Origin of the sequence: Kitasatospora sp. NPDC048365, assembly GCF_043200835.1 — a bacterium.
Classification (GTDB): Bacteria; Actinomycetota; Actinomycetes; order Streptomycetales; family Streptomycetaceae; genus Kitasatospora; species Kitasatospora terrestris.
On sequence record NZ_JBICYJ010000041.1, the window covers coordinates 1 to 21,127 of the forward strand.

Genomic DNA, 21,127 nt, shown 5'->3' on the forward strand with positions numbered 1-21,127 from the left:
TGCAGATGTCGCAATCCACACCTGGCCAGAAGGCCCTCACTCATTTCAAGATCACACCGCCGTGAACCCCGTCACCAACCTCCGTGGTCAGTACAGCTAGGCGCTCTCGGCCCGCTGCGGGCGGCAGAGGGCGAGGTAGGCGGCCAGGGCGATCACCGCGCAGGTCAGGACGACCGTGCCGAGGGCGAGCGCCGAGGGGTGGCCGCCGACGCTGCTCAGCGGGGCGACCACCGAGCCGCACAGGAAGGTGCCGGTGCCCAGCAGCGCCGAGGCCGAACCGGCCGCGTGCGGCGCCATGGTGAGCGCCTGCGCGCTGGAGTTCGGCAGCACGATGCCCATACTGGCCATCAGCAGGAACAGCGCCGGCCACACACCCGCCAGGCCCACGTCCCACGCCGTGGTGAAGAGCACCACCGCGCCGCCCGCCAGCGCGGCCGCCGCCAGCCCGACGATCAGCAGCGACCGCGAGCTGAACCGCTGGACCAGCACCCGCCCGTTCAGCTGGGTGAAGCCCACCACGGCGATCGAGTTGACCGCGAAGATCAGGCTGTACGTCTGCGGCGAGACCCCGTACACCGTCTGCAGCACCACCGACGAGCCGCCCACGTACGCGAACAGCGCGCCGAAGGCGAAGGTCGAGGTCAGCACGTAGCCGAGGAACGGCCGGTCGCGCAGCAGCCCGCCGATCGCCCGGACGGTCGTGGACAGGCCGTCGCCGTGCCGCTTCTCGGCCGGCAGGGTCTCCCGCAGCCACAGGGCCGCGCCCGCGGTGAGCAGCGCGCCGAGCACCGCCAGCACCGCGAAGGTGCCGCGCCAGTCGGTGACGTGCAGCAGCTGGGCGCCGACCACCGGCGCGAGGATCGGGGCGAGGCCGGAGATCAGGCCCATCGAGGCGAGGAAGCGGATCATCGCCACGCCCTCCAGCCGGTCCCGGACGATGGCGCGGGAGATCACCAGTCCGGCGGCGCCCGCCGCGCCCTGCAGGGCGCGGCCGACGACCAGGACGGCCATCGAGTCGGCGAGCGCGCAGACCACGGTGGCGAGGGTGTAGACCGCCATGCCGACCAGCAGCGGGCGGCGGCGGCCGAGCCGGTCGCTGAGCGGGCCGAACAGCAGCTGGCCGAGCGCGAGGCCGAGCAGCGACCCGGTCAGGGTGAGCTGGGCGGCAGGCGCGGTGGAGTGCAGGTCGGCGGTGAGGCCGGGCAGGGCCGGCAGGTAGAGGTCGGTGGTCAGCGGGCCGAGGGCGACCAGGGCGCCGAGCACGGCCACGGTGGCCGCGCCCGGCGCCCGGTCGGTGGCGGGTATCGGCTCGGTCGCGGTGGACCGGTCGCCGCCGGCGTCGACGGTCGGGCCTGTCATGGGGCTCCTCACGGTGGTGGGTATGCGCCCCGTCCTATCGCACCGTGCCCCCTGAGCGAAACCCGGGTCCCGACCGGCGGAACGCCGTACCGCCGGTCAGCGGTACGCGGCCTCGCCGGTGATGGCCTCGCCGAGGACCAGGGTGTGGATCTCGGAGGTGCCCTCGTAGGTGAGGACCGACTCGAGGTTGTTGGCGTGGCGCAGCACCGGGTACTGGGTGGTGATGCCGTTGGCGCCGAGGACGGTCCGGGCCGAACGGGCGATCTCCAGGGCGGCGCGGACGTTGTTGAGCTTGCCGAAGCTGACGTGCGCGGGGAGGCTGTTCCCCTCGTCCTTGAGCCGGCCGATCCGCAGCGCGACCAGGTACGCCTTCTCGACCTCCAGCATCATCTCGACCAGCTTCTGCTGGGTGAGCTGGAAGCCGGCGATCGGCCGGTCGAACTGGATCCGGGTCTTCGCGTAGTCCAGGGCCGCCGTGTAGCAGTCGCGGGCCGCGCCGACGGTGCCCCAGAGGATGCCGTAGCGGGCCTCGTTGAGCGAGGACAGCGGGCCCTTCAGCCCGCGGACGCCCGGCAGCACGGCGTCGGCCGGCAGCAGCACCTCGTCGAAGGAGAGCTCGCTGGTCACCGAAGCCCGCAGCGAGAGCTTGCCGTGCACGTCGGTGGCGGTGAAGCCCTTGGTCCCGGCGGGCACCACGAAGCCTCGCACGCCCTCGTCGGTCTGCGCCCAGACCACGGCGACGTCCGACACCGAGCCGTTGGTGATCCACATCTTGGTGCCGCTGAGCACCCAGTCCTCGCCCTTCTTCCGGGCCCGGGTGCGCATGTTGGCCGGGTCGGAGCCGAAGTCGGGCTCGGTCAGGCCGAAGCAGCCGATCGCCCGGCCGGCGGCCAGGTCGGGCAGCCACTGCTGCTTCTGCTCCTCGCTGCCGAAGGCGTGGATGGAGCGCATGGCGAGCGAGCCCTGGACGGAGACGAAGCTGCGCAGTCCGGAGTCGGCGGCCTCCAGCTCCATGCAGGCGACGCCGTACTCGACGGCGGTGGAGCCGGTGCAGCCGTAGCCGTCGAGGTGCATGCCGAGGACGCCCAACGCGCCGAGCTCGGGGGCGAGTTCGCGGGCCGGGAAGACGCCGCGCTCGAACCAGTCGGCCAGCTGCGGGCGGATCCGGTCCTCGGTGAACCGGCGGACCGTGTCGCGGATCAGCCGCTCCTCGTCGGTCAGCAGGTCGCCGACGGCGAGCAGGTCGGCCGGATCGAGGCGGGCGGGGGTGGTGGCCATGCGGGCTCCTCGGAGGGTTCGGCGTGGTGGTGCCGCGCCGAAGTATGCCGCGCCGGGCTACCGGCCGGTACAGGACGCCGGGTGATCGGGGCGACAGCTCTCAGCGCTCGGCGCCGAGGGCGGCCTCGGCGAAGTTGTCCCAGTGGCCGAGGGCGGCGGGCGGCAGGCAGACCCAGTCCTTCATCGGGCGGCCGCCCATCGGGTCGAAGAGGTGCGCGCCGGGCAGGTGCAGCGCCTCGGTGAGAGCCTGGCTGTCGCGGCCGAGCCGGCAGACCAGTTCGTCCTCGCGCAGCCCGGCGAAGGCCTTGCCCGCCGGATCCTTGAGGCAGGGCATCCCGAACATCTGCGAACGGGTGACTCCGCGCGGGGCCAGTTCCTCGGCGATCTCCCGGTAGCGGGCCGCCGGGTCGGGTGCGTCGTCGGTCATACCGCCCATGCTGCACCCGGGCCCGGCGGGCCGGCCTCCGCCACGCCAGGACGTGCCGGAGTCGGGCCGCAGCCGGGTCGCAGTCGGGCCGCGGCCGGGTCGCGGCCGGTCCGCAGCCGGTCCGGGGTTGAGCCCGGCAGCCCGATCGGTAATGATTGGTCCCCGTGAGCACTCCTATACACGATCTGCCCACCCACCCCCTGGTGATCGCCGTCGGCCAGGCCCCCTGCAAACCGCTGGACATCCCCGCCAACGTGGCCGCCGCCGCCGACCTGGTGCACCGCGCCGCCGAGCGGGGCGCCGGGCTGCTGCTGCTCTCCGAGCTCTTCGTCTCCGGGTACCAGCTGCCCGGCATCGCCGCGGACCCCGCCCGCTGCACCGTCTCCGCGGACGATCCGCGGCTTGAGCCGCTGCTGCGGGCCTGCGCGGCGACCGGCACCGCCGCGGTGCTCGGCGCGCCGGTCCGCGACGCCGTCACCGGCGCGCTGCACATCGCCGCGCTCGCCGTCGACCGGGCCGGCCGGGTCGCGGCCGTGTACCGCAAGCAGTTCGCCACCCCGAACGAGCGCGCCGCCGGCTTCGGCGGCGGCGACGCGGGCTGCACCCTGGACCTGGACGGCTGGCGGCTCGGCCTCGGCGTCTGCTGGGACTCCGGCTTCCCCGAGCACGCCCGGGCCGCCGCGCTGGACGGCGCGCACGCCTACCTGGTCGGCGCCCTGTTCGGCACCGGCGGCGGCCGGCACCAGCGGGCCACCGTCTTCCCGGCGCGGGCCCTCGACAACACCCTGTACGTGGCGCTCGCCAACCACATCGGCCCGGCCGGCCCGTACACCGGCTGCGGCGGCAGCGCCGTCTGGGGCCCGGACGGCCGGCTCCTCGCGGAGGCCTCCGCGGACGACCCGGAGCTGCTCACCGTCCGCCTCGACCCGGCCGTGCTGGCGGCCGCCCGCACCGAGGACCCGGTCCTGGTCCAGCCCGCCCTGCACGCGGCGCCGGCCCCCCGCACCGCGGCCAAGCTGGGCTGACGTCCGGCGGCCGGCCGGCCCTCCTCAGGCCCTGGGCAGCGCCCGGTGGGCGAACCAGGCCGCGCGGGCCTCGGCGCGGCTGCCCTCGGGGTTCTCTCGGTGCCAGGCGGCGGTGAAGCGGTTGAACTCGAACTGCTCGCCGATCTCGCGCGGACCGGCCGCCCCGGCGCGGGTGGCGTGCCAGTGGGCGACCGCGTCGGCCAGCGTCCGGCCCGGGTTCCGGGCGATGAACTCCCGCATGGCGGCGTCGAAGTGGAAGCCCGGACCGATCTCGGCGAGGAAGTAGCCGCGCAGCACCTGGCTGCACCGCTGCCCGGCCGGGATCACGCTCGCCCCGTCGACCGGCCCGGCGAGCTGCGCGCCCGCGGGGCGGCGGCGCGTTGGGGCGGCCGGCAGCGGACGACCGTCCAGGGCCGCGGTCAGCCGGGCGGTGAGCGCCGGCTTGCCGCCGCCGCGCGGCACGCCCATCGTCCGGGCGAGCCCGGTGAGCTCCTCCAGCGTCCAGTACCAGCGCAGCAGTTCGGCGCCGGTGAGCCCGGCCGTCAGGGCCGGTCTGGCCCCGGCCGCCGCCGGGCCGGTGTTCTCGTCCATGGACGTCATTCTGCCGGGCCCCCGGACTCGCGAAGCGCCGCATGTCGACATGACGTCAAATCCCCCGGGGGCGCGGACCTCAGCGGTCGCCGAGCGGGCGGCGGCGGCGGGCCGGGTCGGTGAGGGACGGCGGCTGCCAGGCCCCGTCCGGGCGGTAGACGTCGGTGCCGGGCGGGACGATCTCGTCGATCCGGTCCAGCGCGGCGTCGTCGAGCACCAGGTCGGCGCCCTTGAGCGCGGCGTCGAGCTGGGCGGCGGTGCGCGGCCCGATGATCACCGAGGTGACGGCGGGGTGGGCGAGCGGGAAGGCCAGCGCCAGCTCGGGCAGCGTGCAGCCGATCTGCTCGGCGAGCGCGACCAGCTCCTCGACGGCGTCCAGCTTGGCGGCGGTGGTGGCGAGCGCCGGGTCGAAGCGGCCGGGGTGCAGGGCGGCCCGGCCGCGGCCCAGGTCGATCTCCAGGCCCTTGCGGTAGCGCCCGGTGAGGAAGCCCGAGGCCAGCGGCGACCAGGTGAGCGCGCCCATGCCGAGCCGCTGCACGGTGGGCAGCACGTCCCGTTCGACGCCGCGCGCCAGCAGCGAGTACGGCGGCTGCTCGGTGCGGAAGCGCGGCAGGTTGCGCCGCTCGGCGACGTGGTGGGCGTCGACGATCTGCTCGGCGGGGAAGGTGGAGCAGCCGAAGGCGCGGATCTTGCCCGCCCGGACCAGGTCGCCGAGGACGGACAGGGTCTCCTCGATGTCGGTGCGGTGGTCGGGCCGGTGCACCTGGTAGAGGTCGATCCAGTCGGTGCGCAGCCGGCGCAGGCTGTCCTCGACCGCGCGGACGATCCAGCTCCGCGAGTTGCCGCTGCGGTTGCGGCCCTCGCCGAGCGGGAAGTGCACCTTGGTGGCGAGCACGACCTCGTCGCGGCGGCCCTCCAGTGCCTTGCCGACCACGGTCTCGGACTCGCCGGCCGAGTACATGTCGGCGGTGTCGACGAAGTTGATGCCCGCGTCGAGCGCCGCGTGGACGATCCGGGCGCAGTCCTCGTGGTCGGGGTTGCCGACCGCCCCGAACATCATGGTGCCCAGGCACTGCGTGCTGACTTCGATGCCGGTGCCGCCGAGGTAGCGGTAGCGCATGGTGGGACTCCCCCAGGATCGTCGCAGGTACGACGGCCGACCCTAGGTGCTGGAGCACGCTCCAGGTCAATACCGGGGAATGCCGGGGCGCCGTGCGAGGCTCTGGTGTCCAGGAGGTGTCGCAGCATGGGCGAGGACGCGGGCTGGCGGATCGAGCACGACTCGATGGGTGAGGTACGGGTGCCGGCGGGCGCCAAGTGGCAGGCGCAGACGCAGCGGGCGGTGGAGAACTTCCCGGTGTCGGGCCGCACGCTGGAGCGGGCGCACATCGCGGCGCTGGCGCGGATCAAGGCGGCGGCGGCGACGGTCAACGCCGAGCTGGGCGTGCTGGACGCGGCGACGGCGGAGGCGATCGCGGCGGCGGCCGCCGAGGTGGCGGAGGGCCGCTGGGACGCGGAGTTCCCGGTGGACGTGTTCCAGACCGGGTCGGGCACCTCGTCCAACATGAACGCCAACGAGGTGATCGCCACGCTGGCCGGGGAGCGGCTGGGCCGTCCGGTCCACCCCAACGACCAGGTGAACGCGAGCCAGTCGTCCAACGACGTGTTCCCGTCGTCGATCCACATCGCGGCAACGGCGGCGGTCACCGGCGAGCTGGTCCCGGCGCTGGAGCACCTGGCGCGGGCGCTGGAGGCCAAGGCCGCGGAGTTCGCGGAGGTGGTCAAGTCCGGCCGTACGCACCTGATGGACGCCACCCCGGTGACCCTGGGGCAGGAGTTCGGCGGGTACGCGGCGCAGGTCCGGTACGGGATCGAGCGGCTCGCCGCGACGCTGCCGCGGGTGGCCGAACTGCCGCTCGGCGGAACGGCGGTGGGCACCGGCATCAACACCCCGCCGGGGTTCGCGGCCGCGGTGGTCGCCGAGCTGGCGCGGGCCACCGGGCTGCCGCTGACCGAGGCGCGCGACCACTTCGAGGCGCAGGGCGCCCGGGACGGCCTGGTCGAGCTGAGCGGCCAGCTGCGCACGGTCGCGGTCGGGTTCACCAAGATCGCCAACGACCTGCGCTGGATGGGCTCCGGCCCGCGCACCGGCCTGGCCGAGATCAACCTGCCGGACCTGCAGCCGGGTTCCTCGATCATGCCGGGCAAGGTCAACCCGGTGCTGCCCGAGGTGGTGCTGATGGTGGCCGCCCAGGTGATCGGCAACGACGCCACGGTCACGGTGGCGGGCGCGAGCGGCAACTTCGAGCTGAACGTGATGCTGCCGGTGATCGCCCGCAACCTGCTGGAGTCGGTCCGGCTGCTGGCGAGCAGCGCCCGGCTGCTGGCCGACCGGGCGGTGGACGGGATCACCGCCAACGTCGAGCGGGCCCGTGAGTACGCGGAGTCCTCCCCCTCGGTGGTGACCCCGCTGAACCGCTACATCGGCTACGAGGAGGCCGCGAAGGTCGCCAAGCAGTCGCTCGCCGAGCGCAAGACCATCCGGCAGGTGGTGGTGGAGCGCGGCTACCTGGAGCGCGGGCTGCTCACCGAGCAGCAGCTCGACGAGGCCCTGGACGTCCTGCGGATGACCCGCCCCTGAGCGAGGACACGCGGGCCCGGACACGCGGGCCCGGACACGCGGAGGCCGGCGCCGGGAACTCCCGGTGCCGGCCTCCGCGTTCCGCGCGGGCCCGTCCGTCACCCGCCGCCGCGGCGCCGCATCATCGTGCCGGTGCCGCCCATGGCCAGTCCGATCGCGGCCAGGGCCAGGCAGGTCATCAGACCGCCCACGATCAGGTTGGTCCAGATCACCCGGCGAATGGCCTCGTCACCGGCGGTGAGCCAGGGCGCGACCATCGTCCAGATGCCGATCCCCAGCGAGGCGTACGCCCGGGCGTGGGTGCGCTCGAAGGCGCCGTACCCCGCCATCAGCCAGGCGTAGCCGAGGCCGAGGACCAGGTTGCTGATGACCACGCCACTGGCGAGGAAACCCAGCAGACCGGCGTAGCCGATCACCCAGGGTGAGATCGCCAGGAACAGCCCGCAGGCCACTCCGAGCGCCTCGACGCCCTGCCCGCGACTGCTCGACGTCGCCCGCTCGGCCTGCTCTCGCAGGGCCAGAATGTCCGGATGGTGTTCCATCCCAGTCGGAAGCTGGGTCGACACCGGGACCACCTCCTCCACTAGGTTCATGGCAGGCGCATGGTCACTACCCGCTATGCCGGGTAAATAACGCTACCGGCCGGTTTGTCCTTTATTAATTTCTTACGCCCGCCTCCGGCACCCGCCGCTCACGCCCACCGTTCGACCGTGCCCGGCCCGCCCTCCGGCCGCCAGGTGCCGACGACCAGCCCGTCCCGGACCACCGCCGGGCGGATCACCCCGCCGCCCGCGTTGATCCGCTTCGCGTGCGCCTCGTCCAGCATCAGCCGCCGGTCCCGGTAGCCCAGCAGGAAGCAGTCGTACGGGCCCAGCAGCCGCTCCAGCGGCGGGCCCTCCGGCGGCGGCTGGGCGCCGGGGAGCACCGACAGCCCCGGTGCGACCTCCACCAGCCCGGCCGCGGCGAACGCCCGGCGGGCCGCCGTCAGCCCGAGCCCCGACCAGCCGGCGAAGTCCTCCGGGCCGACCGGGCCGAACGCCCCCGCGTGCCACCGGGCCAGCTCGGCGAGCGCGTCCTCGGGCTCCGGCGAGCGCCCCGCGGGCAGCGGCCGGTAGGTCGGCTCCTCCGACCCCCGGCAGAGCACGCCGTGCGCCGCCGCGTACGCCATCAGGTGGTGCGGCGCCTGGCCGTCCGGCTCCACCGGCACCCCGCGCTCCCGCAGCCCGGCGACCAGCCCGGCCCGGGTCGCCGGCGTCTCCAGCAGCTCCGGCAGCACGGCCAGCGCCCGCTCCAGCAGCGGCTCGTCCAGCCCGAGTTCGCGCCGCCGCCGGGCCCCGCCCGCGACCACCCGCGGCCCGAACACCCCGGTCAGCCAGCGCGCGTCCGCGGCCGGGACCAGGTGCAGCGTGCCGCGCATCAGCCAGCTGCTCACCACCTCGCCGGCCGCGTACGCCGCCCCTGCCCGCTCCGGTTCGGCCACCCCGCGTGCCGCGAGCTGGCGCCGCACCGCCGAGGCGTCCTGCGCCTGGAGGCCTGCGGCCCGGCGGGCCAGTGCGGCGACGCCGTCCGGCCCGTCGGCGAAATGGGTGTGCATCCGCCAGCGCCGCAGCGCCTCGTCCTCGATCACACCGTCCATTGTCCGTGAGCTGTGTCTCACCACCGCGCGCCCGCATTGCCTATGCAACTCGTTGCATAGCAGGATGCCGGTCATGGCACTGGAGCACGCGATCCTCGTCTCGCTGCTGGAGCGACCCGGCTCCGGCTACGAGCTGGCCAGCCGGTTCGACCGGTCGATCGGCCGGTTCTGGACCGCGACCCACCAGCAGATCTACCGGGTGCTGCGGCGGATGGAGACGGACGGCTGGGTCGTCGTCGAGCACGTCGCGCAGGACGGCCGGCCGGACAAGAAGGTGTACTCGGCGACCGGGCCCGGGCGGCAGGCGGTCGCCGCGTGGCTGCGCGAGCCGGTGGAGCCGGAGACCGTCCGGCACGAGCTGGCCGTGAAGATCCGCGCCGCCGCGTTCTCCGACCCGGCGGAGCTGATCCCCGAGGTGGAGCGGCACCGGGCCGGCCACGCCGCGCTGCTGGAGCGCTACCTCACCGGCGCGGACCGCGACTTCCCGGACCCCGACGTCCTCGACGCCCAGGAGCAGCTGCAGCACGTGGTGCTGCGCGGCGGCATCGAGTACGAGCGGATGACCCTCGCCTGGCTGGACGACGTGCTCGCCACCCTGCACCGCCTCGCCCGTACACCCTCGAACCCCCAGGACTGAGCATGCTTTTCAACCCGCGCGGCTACGACCCCGTCCAGTTCGACGAGCCCACCCGGCGCCTGCTGCGCGCCACCGTGGACTGGTTCGAGACCCGGGGCAAGAAGGCGCTGATCGACTCCTACATCGACCGCGCCTGGTACGGCGACTTCCTCGAGTTCGCCGCGAAGGAAGGGCTGTTCGCCGAGTTCCTGACCCCGTCGAGCGCCGACCCGGACAAGCGCTGGGACACCGCCCGCAACGCCGAGCTGAACGAGATCCTCGGCTTCTACGGCCTCGGCTACTGGTACACCTGGCAGGTCACCGTGCTGGGCCTCGGCCCGGTCTGGCAGAGCGAGAACGAGGCCGTCCGGGCGCGCGCCGCGAAGCTGCTCACCGAGGGCCACGTGATGGCCTTCGGCCTGTCCGAGCGCACCCACGGCGCGGACATCTACTCCACCGACATGATCCTCACCCCGGACGGCGAGGGCGGCTTCACCGCGACCGGATCCAAGTACTACATCGGCAACGGCAACGTCGCCGGCCTGGTCTCGGTGTTCGGCCGCCGCTCCGACGTGGAGGGCCCGGAGGGCTACGTCTTCTTCGCCGCCGACAGCCGGCACGAGGCGTACCACCTGGTCAAGAACGTGGTGAACGCGCAGATGTACGTTAGCGAGTTCCGCCTGGAGGAGTACCCGGTGCGCGCCGAGGACGTGCTGCACACCGGCCAGGCCGCCTTCGACGCCGCGCTCAACACCGTCAACGTCGGCAAGTTCAACCTGTGCACCGCCTCCGTCGGCATCTGCGAGCACGCCATGTACGAGGCGGTCACGCACGCCCACAACCGAGTGCTGTACGGCCGGAAGGTCACCGACTTCCCGCACGTGCGCCGGGAGTTGACCGACGCGTACGCCCGCCTGGTGGCGATGAAGCTGTTCAGCGACCGCGCGGTGGACTACTTCCGCACCGCCTCGCCCGAGGACCGCCGCTACCTGCTCTTCAACCCGATGACCAAGATGAAGGTCACCACCGAGGGCGAGAAGGTCATCGACCTGATGTGGGACGTCATCGCGGCCAAGGGCTTCGAGGCGGACACCTACTTCGACAAGGCCGCCAAGGACATCCGCGGCCTGCCGAAGCTGGAGGGCACGGTCCACGTCAACCTGGCGCTGATCCTCAAGTTCATGGGCAACTACCTGTTCGTGCCCGCCGACTACGCGCCGGTGCCGAGCCGGCTGGACGCCGCGGACGACGCGTTCCTGTTCCGCCAGGGCCCGGCCCGGGGCCTGGGCGCGATCCGCTTCCACGACTGGCGGACCGCGTACGACGCGCACGCCCACGTCGCCAACGTGGCCCGCTTCCGCGAGCAGGCGGACGGCTTCTGCGCGCTGCTGCTGGCCCACGCGCCGAGCAAGGAGCAGCAGGCCGACCTGGACTTCCTGCTGGAGATCGGCCAGCTGTTCGCGCTGATCGTCTACGGCCAGCTGGTGCTGGAGCAGGCCGAGTTGACCGGCCTCGACGCGGACCTGCTCGACCAGGTCTTCGACGCGCTGGTCCGGGACTTCTCCGCGCACGCCACCGAGCTGCACGGCAAGTCCTCCACCACCGAGGAGCAGGCCGCCTGGGCACTGGCCCACGTCCGCCGCCCGGTCGCCGACGCCGAGCGGGCGGCCCGGGTCTGGACGCAGGTCGAGGCGCTCTCCGGCGCGTACGAGATGCAGCCGTAAGGGCCGCGGAAAGCCCAAAGGGGGCCCGGGATCACCGGGCCCCCTGAGGACACCTGTCAGAACGTCAGCTTCCAGCTGTCGATGTAGCCGGTGTCCTGCGCCGCGACGTCCTGCACCCGGAGCTTCCAGGTGCCGTTGGCGACCTCCGAGGAGGCGTTCACGGTGTACGTCGCGATCACGTTGTCGGCCGAGTCGTTGGAGCTGGAACCCTTCAGACGGTACGTGCTGCCGTCCGGGGCGACCAGGTCGATCACCAGATCCCCACGCCAGGTGTGCTTGATGTCCACACCCACCTGGAGGGTCGACGGGGCGTTGCCGGTGCGGCCGGTGACCGTGACCGGGGACTCCACGGCGGCGCCGGCGTCCGGGACGGCCACGTCGGTGGTGTTCTCGTACACCGTGCCGGGCGGCGGCGCGGACTCGGAGCCCAGCGTCCACAGCGCGTACCCGATGGCGTCGCTCATCCGGTCGAGCACGGTGTCGTTGATGTTGGAGCTGGTGTCGCAGGACTGGTGGTAGCAGCGGTCGAACGCCTGGCCGGACGTCCCGCCCCACTTGCTCGCCTGGGCACTGGTCTTGATGTAGTCGGCGCCGCTGAACAGGCCGCCGACCGGGATGCCCGCGTTCTTGAACGGGGCGTGGTCGGAGCGGCCGTCGCCCTCGGTCTCCGGCTCGGTGGCGACGCCCAGGCCGGAGAAGTAGGTCTTGAACAGCTGGTCCAGCTTGGTGTCGTCGTCGTAGACGAAGTAGCCGGGGTTGGGCGAGCCGATCATGTCGAAGTTGAGGTACGCCTCGATCTTCGAACGGTCGGCGGCCGCAAGGCTGTTGACGTACTTCGAGGAGCCGACCATGCCGGCCTCCTCGGTGCCCCACCAGCCGAAGCGCAGGTGCTTGGTGGGCTGGAAGCCGGCCCGGGAGACGGCCAGCGCGGCCTCCAGGATGCCGGCCGAGCCGGAGCCGTCGTCGTTGATGCCGGGCCCGGCGCTGACCGAGTCCAGGTGGGCGCCGACCATCACGGTGTGGGCGGTGTCGCCGCCGGGCCAGTCGGCTATGACGTTCCAGCCGGTGGCGCCGTTGTAGGTGTAGGACTGCAGCACGGTGGTGAAGCCGGCCGCGTCCAGCTTGGCCTTCACGTAGTCGACGGACGCCTTGTAACCGGGCTTTCCGTGCGCCCGGTTGCCGCCGTTGGCGGTGGCGATCGACTGCAGCTGGGCCAGGTGGGCCTTGACGTTGGCCACCGGGATGTCCGGCGCGGCGGCCAGACCGGGCGCCGCGGCGGGCGGCGCGGCGGCGTGGACCGACGCGGTGGCGGTGGAGGCGGGCAGGACAAGCGCGGCGGCGGCGATCGCGGCGGCCACGGGCAGGGAGCGGCGCACGCGGGATCGCCGCAGGGCAGGCTCGGGCAACGGGAGCTCCGGATTCTGGTGGGGCAGAACGGGAACGGAACATGGATTGACGCGACCATGATGATTGGGTGTCGGCAAAGCCCGCGTCAAGAGGACCGGCCGGTACGGAGTCCGTACTCCGTACCGGCCGGGCCGGGTCGAGGGGTGGTCTGTGCTACTTGCAGGGCTGCTGGCCGATCCCGCCGCAGGGGCTCTCCGGCTTGGGGCCGGGTGCCGGTTGGGGCGTCGGGGGCGGCGTCGGGCCGGCGGCCGTCGAGGCCACACCGGAAGCGCTGCCCCCGGCCTGGGCGTCCTGCGCCGTCCGGTTCTCGGGTATCGCTGCCATCTGGTCTCTCCTCCGGGTCGGGGGGTCGGTCCTTCGACTGTGCGCCCCGCCCGGTCCCGGCCGCATGGGGCCGTGGTCCCGGATCCATCCCGGGTGCCCGGCGCTACCCCGGCTGCTCGGCCGGGCCCGTCCGCGGCAGCACTGCCCGCACCCGGGCGCCCTGGGCGTCGTTGGCGGCGGTGAAGTGCCCGCCGAGCTCCTCGGCCCGCTCGGCCATCGACCGCAGGCCCACCCCGACGCCGTCCACGTGGTGCGGGAAGCCGCCGCCGTTGTCCCGGGCCTCGACCGTCACCTCGTCCTCACCCACGCGCAGCTCCAGCCGGACGCTGCTCGCCCCGGAGTGCCGCACCACGTTGTTCAACGCCTCGCCGCTGATCCGGTAGACGGCCACCTCGACCGCGGCGGGCAGCGGCGGCAGCGGGTCGGGCCGCAGGTCGAGGGCGACCGCCAGGTTCCGGCCGGCCAGGCTGTCGGCCAGCCGGCGCAGCGCGCCGGTCAGTCCCTCGCCGTCGAGGGCGGCGGGTGCCAGCCCGTCGGTGATCCGGCGCAGTTCGACGATCAGCTGGCCGATCCCGTCGGAGGCGGCGGCCAGCGCGATGCCCGCCGGGGAGCCCCGGCCCTCGCCCGCGCCGGCGGCGTCCAGGCGCAGCCGCAGCCCGGAGAGCGCGGGCCCGAGGCCGTCGTGCAGGTCGTGCCGCAGCCGGCGGCGCTCCTCCTCGCGCGCCAGCACCAGGCGCTTGCGGCTGGCCTGCAGGTCCTCGGTGAGCCTGAGCGAGGCGAGGGCGGGCGCGGACTGGTCGGCGAGCAGGCACAGCACGTCCCGGTCCTGCCGGTCCAGGCTCGGCTGGCCGGTGCGCGGGGCGACGAGCAGGGCGCCGATCTCGGCGCCCTCGTAGTGCATCGGGAAGCGCTCGACGCCCGGGCCGAGCGTGCCGAGCGCGGCGAGCTCCCGCTCGCCCGCGCCGCCCGTGACCCGTACGGCGGCAGCCGGCAGGCCCAGGCTGTGCACGGCGGTCTCGCACAGCAGCGGCGGGGTGCGGGCCGGGTCGACGGTGCGGCTGAGCCGCTCGGCGAGGCCGCGGGCCACCTGGTACGGGTGCGCCCGCTCGCCGTAGTAGTACCGGTCGACGGCACGGGAGACCGCCTCGAACAGCGGCCGCAGCAGCGCCCCGAACGCCACCGCGCCGACCAGCACCCACCAGCGCGCCACCGCGGTCCGATGCTCGGTGGGCACCAGCTGGTGCACGGCGTAGGCGAGCCCGAGCGCCAGGAGGAACAGCACCGTCAGGAAGACGCACAGGCTGAGCCGCCGCCGGGTCGCCCGGTCCAGCGACAGCGATCGGTCCCGGCGGAAGGCCGTGGCCAGCCCGATCAGCCAGGCCGTCGGGGCGACCAGGGTGATGGCGTAGACGGCCCAGTCCGGGTCGAAGCCGGTGTAGTACGGCACGATCACCAGCGCCATCCACAGCAGGTACGGCGCGACCAGTTCGACCAACCGGCGGTGCGGCCCCGGGGAGCGGTACCAGCGGACCGCGGCGATCAGCAGACCGAACGCGACCATCGCGGTGAAGATGTTGCGCCCGAGCGTGACCGGATCCCCGGCCGGGCCGAACACGTCGGCGTAGCCCCGGTAGACCGAGGCCCAGACGCCGTGATGCAGTGGATTGTCGATCCCGTACCAGTCGGGCGGCATCGCGGTGTTGACGAAGCCGATCACGACGCCCCAGGCCGCGTACAGCGCGACCAGCGCGCGGCCGGCCGGGCCGCGCGGCAGTCGGCCGTCCGGCAGCCAGAGCGGGAAGAGCAGCATCATCGCCGCGTAGCAGGTCGAGCCGATCAGCCCGGTGAGCACCACCAGGTCGCCGGCCGCGCCGCTCGCCCCGCCGAGTTCCGCCGCGAGGCCGGCCAGGTAGGACACCTGCAGGGCCAGTCCGGTGACCAGCAGCGCCCAACCGAGCCCCCGAGCTGCCCGGTTGACCAGGACGAAGGCGCCGGCGAGCGAGAAGCACAGGAAGACCGCGACGATCGCGCCGTCGTAGTACGGGGCGGGCACGCTGTGCGGATGGGTGATCATCAGGACCGCCCAGGCCAGTGCGCACAACAGGGCCGCGGCGCAGCACAGGAGGGCCCGGGTCGGTCGGTGCGGCACGAAGGTGGTCGCGCCCGTCACGGTCGTCATCTCGGCCTCCTCGGTGTGGACGGGACCATCCTCGGCGGCCCGTCGTCCCGTCCGCCCGGGATCGGCGTCCCGTCCCGGCCCTCTTCCCGGGCCCGGGTCAGCTGTCGCCGAGGCCCATGTCCCGGGCCCGGGCGACCGCCTCGGCGCGGGTCGCGACGTGCAGCTTCTCGAAGATGTGCGTGACGTGGTTGCGGACCGTCTTCTCCGCGACGAACAGCTCGCGGGCGATCCGCCGGTTGTCCAGGCCGCGGGCGACCAGGTCCAGCACCTCCGCCTCGCGGCTGGTGAGGGCCGGGAAGAGCTGCCCGGCCTCGCGCAGCCTGGTGCCGGCCAGCAGCGTGGTGATCCGGGCCGCGATGTCCGAGCCGAACACCGCGCCGCCGCCGGCCACCGTGCGCACCGCGTGCAGCACCTCGTCGCGGCCGGCGCCCTTCACCAGGTAGCCGCGGGCGCCCGCCTGGAGGGCCGCCAGCAGGCTGCCGTCGTCGTCGGCCATGGTCAGCATCAGCACCGGGACGGGCCCGCAGCCGTCGGCCGCGGCCTGTTCGGTGAGCCGCCGGGTCGCCTCCAGGCCGGAGCCGTCCGGCAGCGAGAGGTCCATCACCACGACGTCCGGATCCAGCGTCGCCACCGCGCCCGGCACCTCGGCGACGCTCTCCGCCTCCCCCACCACCTCGATCCCCACGGCGCTCGCCAGCGCGGCCCTCAGGCCCTCGCGGAAGAGCGGGTGGTCGTCAACGATCAGTACGCGCACGTTCCCGGCACCACTTGGCTGATCATCCACCCCGCCGACACTAGCAGCGACCCGGCGGTCACCATGCGTGACATGCCGGGTCGCTCCGCGGGCCGGGTGCTCACCTCATCAGCAGGACCGGTTTGACGGCCTCGCCGCCGGCCGCGGCGGTGGCGGCGGCCTCGATGTCGGCGAACGGGTACGTGCGCACCAGGCGGTCGATCGGGAGGCGCCCGGTGCGGACCAGCTCGGCAAGGACCGGGAGGAAGCGGGCCGGGTCGGCGTCGCCCTGGTTGACGCCGACGATGCGCGGCGCGCGGGCCAGCAGCGCGGGGACGTCCAGCCCGACCTCCGTCCCGGCGGGCGGCGCGCCGACCACGCCGCACAGCCCGCCGACCGCGAGCGCGTCGACGGCCCGGCGCAGCGCCCGGACGCTGCCGCTGGTCTCCAGGGCCCGCTCGGCGCCGCGGCCGCCGGTGAGTCCGGCGATCGCGGCGGCCGGATCCTCGGTGCGGGCGTCGACGGTGTCGGTGGCGCCGAGCTCGCGGGCGAGCCGCAGCCGGCCGGGCAGCAGGTCGACGGCGACGATCCGGGCGGCGGGGGTGAGCCGGGCGGCGGCGAGGACGGCGGTGAGTCCGACCGCGCCCGCGCCGAACACCGCGACGGTGTCGCCGGGTTCCGGCCGCAGGACGTTGAGCACCGCACCGGCCCCGGTCTGCACCCCGCAGCCGAGCGGCGCGAGCAGCTCGACCGGCAGCTCCCGGCCGACCGGGACGGCGTTCCGCTCGCTCGCCAGCACCCGGGTGGCGAACGAGGACTGACCGAAGAAGCGCCCGTTCAGCTCACCGCCGTCGGCGCCGTACGCGCTGGCGCTGCCGTCGAGCCGCCGCCCGCCGAAGAGGTTGAGGTGCTCCCAGTGCCGGCACCGGACCGGCCGCCCGGTGCGGCACTCGGGGCAGCGGCCGCAGGAGTCGAAGGTGAGCACCACGGTGTCGCCGGGCGCGACCCGGGTGACGGCCGGGCCGACCGCCCGGACGGTGCCGACGCCCTCGTGCCCGAGGACGGCGGGCAGCGGCCCGGGGGTGCGGCCGGCCCGGACGCTGAGGTCGGTGTGGCAGATCCCCACGGCCGCGATGTCGACCAGGACCTCGTCCGGGTGCGGCGCGTCCAGGTGCACCTCCTCCAGGGTGAACGGCCCGCCCGGGGCCCGGACCACGGCGGCGGTGGCGGTGGCGGCGGAGTACGTCGTCACGGTCAGCTCCAGGCGGTGAGGGGCGAGTAGAGCCGGGCGTCGGTGTCCCGCTCGTAGGGCATGCCGATCGGCATGTTCAGCACCTCCATCTGCAGGCCCCACGGGGTGCGGAAGTACACCCAGCGGTCGCCGTGGATCGGTCCGCCGTCGGTGACGGTCTGCGGTTCGCCGAGCACCTCGACGCCGGGCTGCCGCCGCAGGTGGGCGACGGCGGCGTCCACGTCCGCGACGGCGAGGGCGAGGTGGTGCCCGCCGACGTCGCTGTTGCGCGGCGGGTCGCGCCGCTGGTCGGGCGCGGTGTACTCGAAGAGCTCCAGGTTGGTGACGGGGCCGAGCCGGAGCATCGCGATATGCGCGGACGCGTCCCGGTCGACGCCGAGCTGGCGGGTCATCCAGTCGCCCTCCTTGTCCTCCACCGGGCCGATCCGGTAGAGCAGCCGGGCGTCGAGGACCTCGGTGAAGAACTCCACCGCCTGGTCGAGGTCGGGCACGGTGAAGGCGACGTGGTGGACGGCGAGGGCGCCGGGGATGCCGGTCATGGGGTGGTCCTGTTCCGTTCGGAGGTGCGCTGGTTGGCGACGGCGGCGGTCAGGGCGAGCCCGCCGTCGACGGTGAGGGTGACGCCGGTGGTGTACGCGGCCTCGGGCGAGGCCAGGTGGGCGATGGCGGCGGCCGCTTCGGCGGCCCTGCCGGGGCGGCCGGCGGGAATGGCGGGGCGGTGCAGCGCGGCCGCGTCCTGCCCGTCGGGGACGCCGTTCATCGGGGTGGCCGTCTCGCCGGGGCCGACCGCGTTCACGGTGATCCCGTACGGCGCGAGTTCCAGGGCGAGCACCCTGGTGAGCCCGCCGAGGCCGCCCTTGGCCGCGCAGTACGCGGCGCCGCCGGGGATCGGCAGGAACTCGTGCACCGAGGTGACGTTGACGATCCGGCCGCCCCGGCCCTGCGCGACCATCAGCCGGGCGGCCGCCTGGGCGCAGGCGAACGGCCCGGTGAGGTCGACCGCGAGGATCCGCTCCCAGTCCGCCAGCGACTCCTCCAGGACGGGCGAACGGCGGTTCACCCCGGCGCAGTTGACCAGGACGTCGATGCCGCCCAGCCGCTCCGCGGCCCGCTCGACCGCCCGCGCGGCGGCCGCCGGGTCGGCCAGGTCGACGGCGAACGGCTCACCGCCGCCCGCGAGTTCGGCCGTCCGGCGGGCCCCGGCCGGGTCGCTCCGGTAGCCGAGGGCGAGGGTGTGGCCGGCCCCGGCGAGGGCCACGGCGGCGGCCCGGCCGATACCGGAGCTGGCACCGGTGACGACGGCGGTCATCCGAGGCTCCTTCGGTCGATGGGGTGGTCGGTGGGCTCGGTGTTCATGTGATCAACTCCCGGGCCGGGTCAGGTACCCGGCCGATCGCAGGTCGGGGGCGCCGAGGTAGCCGTACAGCGCCGTGGTGGTCGTCGACGGGTCGGTGCGGTAGCCGTGCCACTCGCCGACCGGGACGACCGCGAGGTCGCCCGCGGCGAGCCGGACCGGCCCGGCCCCGGTGAGGTGCTCGCCGCCGCCGGTGAGGACCAGGAAGAACTCGTCGGCCGCCGGGTGCCGGTGCAGCCGGTGGCTGCCGCCGGGGGTGAAGACCGAGGTGGCGAGGGTGAGTCGGCGGGTGCCGACGGTGTCGGCGGTGGCCAGCCAGCGCACGCCCATCCCCTCGTGGCCACCGCCCTCGGCCAGGGCCCGGGCCCCGTCGCCGTCGGCGGTCGGTGCGAGCGGCCGGGGTGCCGCGCTGCCGCGCGCCGCCGGGTCCGCGCCGCCGTGCGCGGTGGCCGTCAGGACGACGGCCGGGCCGCCGACCGCGGTGAGCGCGACCCGGGCGCCGGGCGGCAGGTGGGCGCCGCCGCCCGGTCCGACCGTCTCCCCTCCCGGCGGCGCGAGCCGGGCCCGGCCGCCGATCAGGACGAGGACGGTCTCACCGGCCCCGGCGGTGAACTCGGCGCGCCCTCCGGCGGGCACCGCCCGCGCGGCGACGGTGCCGTGCCCGGTGGCGGCGAGCAGCCGGAGGTCGGGCGCCCGGTCGGGAACGGCCAGCGGTACGAGGATCATCGGGTCTCCCGGAAGTCGAGCAGCAGCTTGGGCGGGCCGGTGCGCCCGTGGGCGAGGCGGTCGAGCGCCTCGGGGCCCGGCGCGAGGACGGCCGCGATCAGCGGTTCGGCGTCCAGGACGCCGTCGCGGAACAGCCGCAGGGTGCGGTCGTAGTGGTCGAGGCCGTGCCGGATGCCGTACACGTCCAGTCCGCGCAGGGCGAGTTCGCCGGGGACGAAGCCCTCCGCGGGTTCGCCGGCGACGCCGACCACGGCGAGCCGGCCGCCGGTCTCCAGCAGGTCCAGCCCCCGCCGGTAGGCGCTCGGGGCGCCGGACGCCTCGACCACCAGCGAGTACGCCCGGTCCGCCGCCGCGCCGGGGGTGTACGCGTGGCGGGCGCCGCAGCGGACGGCGAGGTCGAGTCCGGCCGGGTCGACGCCGACCGCGTCGACCGATCCGGCCAGCCGGGCGGCGAGTTGGACGGCGAGCAGGCCGATCGTGCCGGTGCCGACCACGGCGACCCGGTCGCCGAGCCCGCAGCCGGCCCGGGCCATCGCCTCGACCACGGTGACGGCCGGTTCGACCAGGGCGGCGGCCCGGTCGGGGACGGTGTCGGGGACGGCGGTGAGTGAGCCGACCGGCATGGTCAGGTACTCGGCGGCGGCGCCCTGGCGCCCGTACAGGCCGACCTCGGTGAGCCGTTCACACAGGTTGCGGCGGCCTCGGCCGCACATCCGGCACCGCCCGCAGTGGACCATGGTGTGGCCCACCACCCGCTGCCCGCCGGCCAGTTCGGCGGTGCCGTCGACCACGGTGCCGGTCCACTCGTGGCCGAACACCAGCGGGTAGCGGGCCCGGCCGTCGCGCAGGTAGGCGGCGGTGCCGTGCAGCAGTTCCAGGTCGGTGCCGCACAGGCCCAGCAGCGAGGTGCGGACCAGCAGTTCGCCGGGCCCGGGGCGGGGGACGGGGATCCGGGCGAGGGCGGCGCGGTGCGGGCCCTCGATCCGCAGCGCGGTCATGGTGCGCGGGGTCGGGCGGTTCACGGCCGGGCCGCCCGTCGGCCCCGGGCCCGCGCCCGCTCGGCGGAACGCGCCTTCGCGGTACCGGACTTCGCGGTACCGGACGTCGCGGGCGTTGCGGTGGACAGGCCGAGCAGCTCGGCGCCGAGCGGTCCGGCCTGCAGCCGCAGGCCGCCGCCGCGGGCGACCAGCAGCAGGTCGCCGGCGTCCGCCAGGTGCTGGTTGCCGTCCGGCAGTTGCTCGGCCAGCACCGGTCCGCGCAGCACGTACCAGGTGGACTCGGCGCCGGCCGCGGGCCGGTGCGGGTGCTCGGCGCCGGGGCTCAGCCGCAGGTGCTCGAACCCCTCGGCGGGGCTGTGCAGCACCCCGCGCGGGACGAGCGGGCGGATCCGGACGCAGGAGCCGTCGGCACCCAGCAGTGCCGGGGCGGCCGAGGTGGGGCTGGTGACGACGATCATCGGGTGCCTCCCCGGGGGACGGCGAGGACGGCGTGGAAGTACTCCAGGCCCTCCTCGGAGGCGGTGAGGGTGGTGCGGGAGCCGAGCGGCAGGGTCACGGCGGTGCCCTCGGCGAGCGGGACGTCGCTGCCGGGGCCGGCGGCGGTGCCGCTGCCGGCGGTGACGTACACCGCGTGCTCGTGGCCCTCGGCGGTCAGCTCGACGGCCTCGCCGGCGTCCAGCCAGCCCAGGCCGATGCCGCGGAGCGGCCCGGTGAGCACCCGGGCCGGGTCGACGGCGCGGCCCCGGTGCAGGGCGGTGATGGCGGTACTGGGCATCTCGGGTCCTCCTGGGGGGCTCCGTCGGGGTGTCTCGGTCTCGACTGTCGTCCGCCCGCTGTCCCGACCGCACGGGCACCCG

General features: G+C 74.7%; 22 protein-coding genes. 4 read left to right on the forward strand and 18 right to left on the reverse strand.

Annotated elements, in window-relative coordinates; genetic code table 11:
* Nucleotides 1-96: 96 nt before the first annotated feature.
* The 3 genes from ACGFX4_RS31870 to ACGFX4_RS31880 form a co-directional block, all read right to left on the reverse strand.
* Complete coding sequence (locus ACGFX4_RS31870; RefSeq protein WP_393081796.1) at nt 97-1,359, reverse strand: multidrug effflux MFS transporter; 1,263 nt, start codon at nt 1,357-1,359, stop codon at nt 97-99.
* Nucleotides 1,360-1,455: 96 nt separating this feature from the next.
* Nucleotides 1,456-2,637 carry an acyl-CoA dehydrogenase family protein gene (locus tag ACGFX4_RS31875; RefSeq protein WP_393081799.1) on the reverse strand — a complete coding sequence of 394 codons (1,182 nt, stop codon included), beginning with the start codon at nt 2,635-2,637 and terminating at the stop codon, nt 1,456-1,458.
* 100 nt (nt 2,638-2,737) lie between these two features.
* Nucleotides 2,738-3,064 carry a hypothetical protein gene (locus ACGFX4_RS31880; RefSeq protein ID WP_393081802.1) on the reverse strand — a complete coding sequence of 109 codons (327 nt, stop codon included), beginning with the start codon at nt 3,062-3,064 and terminating at the stop codon, nt 2,738-2,740.
* A gap of 164 nt (nt 3,065-3,228) precedes the next feature.
* Here ACGFX4_RS31880 and ACGFX4_RS31885 point away from each other — a divergent pair, with 164 nt between their 5' ends.
* Nucleotides 3,229-4,089 carry a carbon-nitrogen hydrolase family protein gene (locus ACGFX4_RS31885; RefSeq protein ID WP_393081804.1) on the forward strand — a complete coding sequence of 287 codons (861 nt, stop codon included), beginning with the start codon at nt 3,229-3,231 and terminating at the stop codon, nt 4,087-4,089.
* Between the two features lie 24 nt (nt 4,090-4,113).
* Here ACGFX4_RS31885 and ACGFX4_RS31890 read toward each other — a convergent pair whose 3' ends face one another.
* Both ACGFX4_RS31890 and ACGFX4_RS31895 read right to left on the reverse strand, forming a co-directional pair.
* Nucleotides 4,114-4,680: a DUF6434 domain-containing protein gene (locus tag ACGFX4_RS31890; protein ID WP_393081807.1), complete on the reverse strand. Its 567-nt coding sequence runs from the start codon at nt 4,678-4,680 to the stop codon at nt 4,114-4,116.
* A gap of 79 nt (nt 4,681-4,759) precedes the next feature.
* Nucleotides 4,760-5,800 (reverse strand): aldo/keto reductase, encoded by a 1,041-nt coding sequence (locus tag ACGFX4_RS31895; protein WP_393081810.1) that lies wholly within the window; start codon nt 5,798-5,800, stop codon nt 4,760-4,762.
* Nucleotides 5,801-5,926: 126 nt separating this feature from the next.
* On the opposite strand from ACGFX4_RS31895, the gene ACGFX4_RS31900 reads away from it, so the two are divergent.
* The gene (locus ACGFX4_RS31900) at nt 5,927-7,321 is read left to right on the forward strand and encodes a class II fumarate hydratase (RefSeq protein WP_393081813.1); all 1,395 of its coding nucleotides are present in this window, start codon (nt 5,927-5,929) and stop codon (nt 7,319-7,321) included.
* A 98-nt stretch (nt 7,322-7,419) separates the two neighbouring features.
* On the opposite strand, the gene ACGFX4_RS31905 is transcribed toward ACGFX4_RS31900, so the two are convergent.
* A complete protein-coding gene (locus ACGFX4_RS31905) occupies nt 7,420-7,863 on the reverse strand; it encodes an SPW repeat protein (RefSeq protein WP_393081816.1) in 444 nt (147 codons plus the stop codon).
* Nucleotides 7,864-8,012: 149 nt separating this feature from the next.
* On the reverse strand, nt 8,013-8,948 hold the full coding sequence (locus ACGFX4_RS31910) for a winged helix DNA-binding domain-containing protein (protein ID WP_393081819.1): 936 nt from the start codon (nt 8,946-8,948) through the stop codon (nt 8,013-8,015).
* An 82-nt stretch (nt 8,949-9,030) separates the two neighbouring features.
* Here ACGFX4_RS31910 and ACGFX4_RS31915 point away from each other — a divergent pair, with 82 nt between their 5' ends.
* Both ACGFX4_RS31915 and ACGFX4_RS31920 read left to right on the forward strand, forming a co-directional pair.
* Nucleotides 9,031-9,594, forward strand: a complete 564-nt coding sequence (locus ACGFX4_RS31915) for a PadR family transcriptional regulator (RefSeq protein WP_345699763.1) — start codon at nt 9,031-9,033, stop codon at nt 9,592-9,594.
* A gap of 2 nt (nt 9,595-9,596) precedes the next feature.
* Complete coding sequence (locus tag ACGFX4_RS31920; RefSeq protein ID WP_393081823.1) at nt 9,597-11,297, forward strand: acyl-CoA dehydrogenase family protein; 1,701 nt, start codon at nt 9,597-9,599, stop codon at nt 11,295-11,297.
* A gap of 56 nt (nt 11,298-11,353) precedes the next feature.
* Here the strand turns inward: ACGFX4_RS31920 and ACGFX4_RS31925 are convergent, their stop codons facing one another.
* The 11 genes from ACGFX4_RS31925 to ACGFX4_RS31975 form a co-directional block, all read right to left on the reverse strand.
* On the reverse strand, nt 11,354-12,688 hold the full coding sequence (locus ACGFX4_RS31925) for a M28 family metallopeptidase (RefSeq protein ID WP_393082000.1): 1,335 nt from the start codon (nt 12,686-12,688) through the stop codon (nt 11,354-11,356).
* A gap of 169 nt (nt 12,689-12,857) precedes the next feature.
* Nucleotides 12,858-13,028 (reverse strand): hypothetical protein, encoded by a 171-nt coding sequence (locus ACGFX4_RS31930; protein ID WP_393081826.1) that lies wholly within the window; start codon nt 13,026-13,028, stop codon nt 12,858-12,860.
* 103 nt (nt 13,029-13,131) lie between these two features.
* Complete coding sequence (locus tag ACGFX4_RS31935; RefSeq protein ID WP_393081829.1) at nt 13,132-15,207, reverse strand: sensor histidine kinase; 2,076 nt, start codon at nt 15,205-15,207, stop codon at nt 13,132-13,134.
* A gap of 97 nt (nt 15,208-15,304) precedes the next feature.
* A complete protein-coding gene (locus ACGFX4_RS31940; protein WP_393081832.1) occupies nt 15,305-15,961 on the reverse strand; it encodes a response regulator in 657 nt (218 codons plus the stop codon).
* A 100-nt stretch (nt 15,962-16,061) separates the two neighbouring features.
* A complete protein-coding gene (locus ACGFX4_RS31945; RefSeq protein ID WP_393081835.1) occupies nt 16,062-17,192 on the reverse strand; it encodes an NAD(P)-dependent alcohol dehydrogenase in 1,131 nt (376 codons plus the stop codon).
* A 2-nt stretch (nt 17,193-17,194) separates the two neighbouring features.
* Nucleotides 17,195-17,731: a VOC family protein gene (locus tag ACGFX4_RS31950; protein ID WP_393081838.1), complete on the reverse strand. Its 537-nt coding sequence runs from the start codon at nt 17,729-17,731 to the stop codon at nt 17,195-17,197.
* Nucleotides 17,728-18,501: an SDR family oxidoreductase gene (locus ACGFX4_RS31955; protein ID WP_393081841.1), complete on the reverse strand. Its 774-nt coding sequence runs from the start codon at nt 18,499-18,501 to the stop codon at nt 17,728-17,730. Before ACGFX4_RS31955 ends, ACGFX4_RS31950 begins: the two co-directional genes overlap by 4 nt.
* Before the next feature lie 51 nt (nt 18,502-18,552).
* Nucleotides 18,553-19,272, reverse strand: a complete 720-nt coding sequence (locus ACGFX4_RS31960; RefSeq protein ID WP_393081844.1) for a cupin domain-containing protein — start codon at nt 19,270-19,272, stop codon at nt 18,553-18,555.
* Nucleotides 19,269-20,294 carry a zinc-binding dehydrogenase gene (locus ACGFX4_RS31965; protein WP_393081847.1) on the reverse strand — a complete coding sequence of 342 codons (1,026 nt, stop codon included), beginning with the start codon at nt 20,292-20,294 and terminating at the stop codon, nt 19,269-19,271. The genes ACGFX4_RS31960 and ACGFX4_RS31965 overlap by 4 nt, the downstream gene beginning before the upstream one ends.
* A complete protein-coding gene (locus tag ACGFX4_RS31970) occupies nt 20,291-20,728 on the reverse strand; it encodes a hypothetical protein (protein ID WP_393081850.1) in 438 nt (145 codons plus the stop codon). The genes ACGFX4_RS31965 and ACGFX4_RS31970 overlap by 4 nt, the downstream gene beginning before the upstream one ends.
* Nucleotides 20,725-21,045, reverse strand: a complete 321-nt coding sequence (locus ACGFX4_RS31975; RefSeq protein WP_393081853.1) for a hypothetical protein — start codon at nt 21,043-21,045, stop codon at nt 20,725-20,727. The genes ACGFX4_RS31970 and ACGFX4_RS31975 overlap by 4 nt, the downstream gene beginning before the upstream one ends.
* Between the last annotated feature and the right edge of the window lie 82 nt (nt 21,046-21,127).

Coding starts and splice junctions, on each gene's coding strand:
- ACGFX4_RS31870 (WP_393081796.1), bottom strand. CDS start 1,359: ATGACAGGCCCGACCGTCGACGCCGGCGGCGACCGGTCCACCGCGACC.
- ACGFX4_RS31875 (WP_393081799.1), bottom strand. CDS start 2,637: ATGGCCACCACCCCCGCCCGCCTCGATCCGGCCGACCTGCTCGCCGTC.
- ACGFX4_RS31880 (WP_393081802.1), bottom strand. CDS start 3,064: ATGACCGACGACGCACCCGACCCGGCGGCCCGCTACCGGGAGATCGCC.
- ACGFX4_RS31890 (WP_393081807.1), bottom strand. CDS start 4,680: ATGGACGAGAACACCGGCCCGGCGGCGGCCGGGGCCAGACCGGCCCTG.
- ACGFX4_RS31895 (WP_393081810.1), bottom strand. CDS start 5,800: ATGCGCTACCGCTACCTCGGCGGCACCGGCATCGAAGTCAGCACGCAG.
- ACGFX4_RS31900 (WP_393081813.1), top strand. CDS start 5,927: ATGGGCGAGGACGCGGGCTGGCGGATCGAGCACGACTCGATGGGTGAG.
- ACGFX4_RS31905 (WP_393081816.1), bottom strand. CDS start 7,863: ATGGAACACCATCCGGACATTCTGGCCCTGCGAGAGCAGGCCGAGCGG.
- ACGFX4_RS31915 (WP_345699763.1), top strand. CDS start 9,031: ATGGCACTGGAGCACGCGATCCTCGTCTCGCTGCTGGAGCGACCCGGC.
- ACGFX4_RS31920 (WP_393081823.1), top strand. CDS start 9,597: ATGCTTTTCAACCCGCGCGGCTACGACCCCGTCCAGTTCGACGAGCCC.
- ACGFX4_RS31930 (WP_393081826.1), bottom strand. CDS start 13,028: ATGGCAGCGATACCCGAGAACCGGACGGCGCAGGACGCCCAGGCCGGG.
- ACGFX4_RS31935 (WP_393081829.1), bottom strand. CDS start 15,207: ATGACGACCGTGACGGGCGCGACCACCTTCGTGCCGCACCGACCGACC.
- ACGFX4_RS31950 (WP_393081838.1), bottom strand. CDS start 17,731: ATGACCGGCATCCCCGGCGCCCTCGCCGTCCACCACGTCGCCTTCACC.
- ACGFX4_RS31955 (WP_393081841.1), bottom strand. CDS start 18,501: ATGACCGCCGTCGTCACCGGTGCCAGCTCCGGTATCGGCCGGGCCGCC.
- ACGFX4_RS31960 (WP_393081844.1), bottom strand. CDS start 19,272: ATGATCCTCGTACCGCTGGCCGTTCCCGACCGGGCGCCCGACCTCCGG.
- ACGFX4_RS31970 (WP_393081850.1), bottom strand. CDS start 20,728: ATGATCGTCGTCACCAGCCCCACCTCGGCCGCCCCGGCACTGCTGGGT.
- ACGFX4_RS31975 (WP_393081853.1), bottom strand. CDS start 21,045: ATGCCCAGTACCGCCATCACCGCCCTGCACCGGGGCCGCGCCGTCGAC.